At 33.7% G+C, this 3,134-nt stretch carries 5 protein-coding genes; 4 read left to right on the top strand and 1 reads right to left on the bottom strand.

Annotated elements, in window-relative coordinates; translation table 11 throughout:
• Nucleotides 1-163 precede the first annotated feature (163 nt).
• The gene (locus VG895_05810) at nucleotides 164-1,003 is read left to right on the top strand and encodes a GLPGLI family protein (protein HWA52530.1); all 840 of its coding nucleotides are present in this window, start codon (nucleotides 164-166) and stop codon (nucleotides 1,001-1,003) included.
• 59 nt (nucleotides 1,004-1,062) lie between these two features.
• On the opposite strand, the gene VG895_05805 is transcribed toward VG895_05810, so the two are convergent.
• Nucleotides 1,063-1,299: a helix-turn-helix transcriptional regulator gene (locus tag VG895_05805; protein ID HWA52529.1), complete on the bottom strand. Its 237-nt coding sequence runs from the start codon at nucleotides 1,297-1,299 to the stop codon at nucleotides 1,063-1,065.
• Between the two features lie 166 nt (nucleotides 1,300-1,465).
• On the opposite strand from VG895_05805, the gene VG895_05800 reads away from it, so the two are divergent.
• From VG895_05800 to VG895_05790, 3 genes are all read left to right on the top strand, one after another.
• Nucleotides 1,466-1,747: a hypothetical protein gene (locus VG895_05800; protein HWA52528.1), complete on the top strand. Its 282-nt coding sequence runs from the start codon at nucleotides 1,466-1,468 to the stop codon at nucleotides 1,745-1,747.
• A 146-nt stretch (nucleotides 1,748-1,893) separates the two neighbouring features.
• On the top strand, nucleotides 1,894-2,703 hold the full coding sequence (locus VG895_05795) for a GLPGLI family protein (GenBank protein HWA52527.1): 810 nt from the start codon (nucleotides 1,894-1,896) through the stop codon (nucleotides 2,701-2,703).
• A 24-nt stretch (nucleotides 2,704-2,727) separates the two neighbouring features.
• On the top strand, nucleotides 2,728-3,134 hold a 407-nt coding region (locus tag VG895_05790; GenBank protein ID HWA52526.1), incomplete at its 3' end, for a carboxypeptidase-like regulatory domain-containing protein.

The raw sequence follows: 3,134 nt of genomic DNA, 5'->3' as shown, positions 1-3,134 counted from the left end.
GCCCATACAGTTGGCAAGATGCCTATAATTGGCAGGCATCAGCGTATGATTCAAATGTTTTCTTTTTAGACCAAACTTGCCATGTTGCCCCGAATTAATTTGTAATATTGGTATATAAGGAATAAATCGTCACAACATTTTATATCTTAATTATAATACTTGTATGAAAGCATTAATTTTTTTCATACTTATCTTTTATTTTGACATTAGTGGTAAAACTCAAACACTTGACTCTGCGTCAACATTAGTCAGATACAAGTTGACCTATCTTTCTGATTCCTTATTACCTAAAAAAACACGAACAGACATAATGCAGTTATGTATTGGGGATACTATTTCCAGTTTTTACAGCTATATAGGGTTCAGTTCTGATTCTGCTATAAAGAATGATATGGCAGAGGGCAAAATAACGTTGCAGGATTTTTCGAAAACCCAGGAATTTCATAGAAAGTATCCTAGCCCTGGCCTGTTAAACAAGTATGAACTCTATATCAATTATCCAGAAAACAAAATAACTACCACGGACAATGTTTTCACTTCGAAATATTTATTTGAAGAAAAGATGGAACCACTGAAATGGACGATTTTGGGAGATACAATGAAAATATCAGGTTATAATTGTCAAAATGCTACCACGAATTTCAGAGGCAGGTTATATATAGCATGGTTTACACCGGAATTGCCGTGGAACGAAGGTCCCTATAAATTCAGAGGGTTACCGGGTCTAATAATTAAGATTGAGGATACAAAAGAGAATTTTATATTTGAATGTATCGAAATCCAGCGTCTTAGCCGGAAACAACCCATAGTTCTTAACAATAAAGATTTTATTAAAACCAACCGGGCGGAATATCGTAAATTACTAAAAGCCGGGTTTGACAATCTTTACCAGGTTCTTATCGCCGACCATATTAATAATATCACCATGAGTGAGGATACAGAAAATATGCTTAAAGCTAATTTGCAAAAACCGTTGCCCTATAATCCAATAGAATTAGAATAGCCTAATTGTTGAAATGTATTGACGCTGTTGTAAAGATTTAAGTGAGGCTATTAAATTCCTCAGTTCTTCAATGAATGTTTGACTTCTTTCGGGGGAGATATATCTAAGAGGTCATAGGCTGAAATTTTATAAAATTCTGCAATTAAAATTAGTCGTTCAACGTCAAGCTTTGTTTTTCCTGTTTCTAAAAGTGAGTAAGTGTTTTGGCTCATGCTTAGTGCATCAGCTACCGTTTGTTGCGAATACCCATGCTTTTCTTTTAAGAATTTTAGCTTTTCGCAAATAAGCTTTTGCATGTAAGGTTTATGATTAATGATGCCCTAAGGTAAAAAAAAAAAATACATGACCCAAAATCATTTTATCAGAAAAACTGATAAGATTATCAGTAAAACGGTTAGGATGGCATCATGAATTGTAGGAATTTGCTTATGATAGCATATTATTAACTCAAACCTAAAGTTTATGAAAAAAATTATTAGTTTCTTTCTGTTTGGTATAGTTTCTTTAAATAGTTGGTCGGCTACTACCTTTCCGGAAAACAAAGCTGAGAAAAATACATTTAGTATTGAACGAACTAATTCAAAGCAGGATCTGATATGTGCCGATTATACTGTTACCTGTGGTAGCGGTTTTGTATGTGCTACTTCACTACAAGAAATTAGTATTATGATTACGCTAATATATTTGCAGTTTTGTGTGTATGGTGAAAATCCAACTTGCGACCCACCCACCGTTACAATATAACATTCAATCATTCCTAGTACACAATAATACCGCAAGAGTACTTTTTTTCAGAAAGCTTTCAGCGTATTTTTACGTCTGAAAGATTTTAAATTTTAATCAAAGGAAGAATATTTTGAGTTTGCAGAGACAAAATATAATTATGTAACATGAAACATTTCCTCTTTCTGTTTTTATTGACTGCTATGTCATTTGTTAGTTATGGTCAATTAAAGGACTCTGTTTTATTTAAGGCGAGTTATATATATGCAAACCAAGGTGAAGATAAGAATCCAGGTTTTCTTCCTAAAGATAGTTTAGTTGTAGAAATAGGTAAAAGATTCTCCATTTGTTACAGTGAGTGGGAAAGGTTAGCAGAACTATACGTCGAAGATGAGTTTAAAAAACAACTCCAAACCCAGAAAGGGCAATTGAAACTGGATATGACGACCTTTTCTTTGCCTAAATTTGGGATGACGCAAAGGCTATATAAGCTATTTAATCAAAACAAAATAGTTGTTACAGACAGGATTTTAAAAGATAAATTTATTTACGAAGACAGTTTGGACCTTTTTAAATGGCAAATTTTATCCGACACTGCTACTATTTCAGGTTATAAATGTCAAAGAGCTACTACATTTTTCAGAGGACGCCATTATGATGCATGGTTTTCCGATCAGATTCCTATACAGAATGGTCCCCTGAAATTTGGAAATTTGCCCGGCCTTATTGTTCAGGTCAATGATTCTGATAGATTGTTTTATTTCAGATTAACATCTTTTGAAAAAGTGTCTCAGATAGCTGAAATTGAATTAAATCAAAATGGCTTTATTAAAACAGAAAGAAAAAAATTTATGGAATTGCGTAAAGCCATGTTTCAAAACCCCCAGGCTTTCCTGGGCGGACAAGGAGCAACGTTTCAATATAAATCAGATGTTCCTTTAGCTTCCAAAAAATATATACCGATGGAATTAGAATAAATTTGCTACAAGTAAAGCCTTGTTGTGAAAGTTGCATTCTTATTTATCACATTTTTTTTCTTTTCCTATATTTCTGCTCAGGTTGCATTGAGGGGAAAAGTTGTTGACGAGAATCATCAACCTCTTTCATCAGCAAGCGTTACACTTTCCTATAAAAACAGCAATACCATTCTTGCATATAGCATAACTGATAAAAACGGAATTTATCAATTAAGCTGGAAATCTGGCGCTGATTCCTTAAAAATTTCTGTTCATGCTCTCAATTTTGCTACTAAAGAATTAATAATAGAATCCGCTTCTTCCGTTATAAATTTTACTCTCACTCCCCAACCGCTTGTCTTAAAAGAAGTGAAAATAAAGCAGCCTCCTGTATGGCAGCGAAAGGACACTATTAATTACAGTGTATCGGAATTTAAGCAGCCACAGGACAG

The sequence above is a fragment of the Patescibacteria group bacterium genome, from assembly GCA_035549555.1.
In the GTDB taxonomy this organism is placed as follows: Bacteria; Patescibacteriota; Microgenomatia; order UBA8517; family UBA8517; genus Co84-156.
Note: the sequence above shows the minus strand (reverse complement) of the source record. Positions and strands in the feature narration are given on the sequence as shown.

Coding starts and splice junctions, on each gene's coding strand:
- VG895_05810 (HWA52530.1), top strand. CDS start 164: ATGAAAGCATTAATTTTTTTCATACTTATCTTTTATTTTGACATTAGT.
- VG895_05805 (HWA52529.1), bottom strand. CDS start 1,299: ATGCAAAAGCTTATTTGCGAAAAGCTAAAATTCTTAAAAGAAAAGCAT.
- VG895_05800 (HWA52528.1), top strand. CDS start 1,466: ATGAAAAAAATTATTAGTTTCTTTCTGTTTGGTATAGTTTCTTTAAAT.
- VG895_05795 (HWA52527.1), top strand. CDS start 1,894: ATGAAACATTTCCTCTTTCTGTTTTTATTGACTGCTATGTCATTTGTT.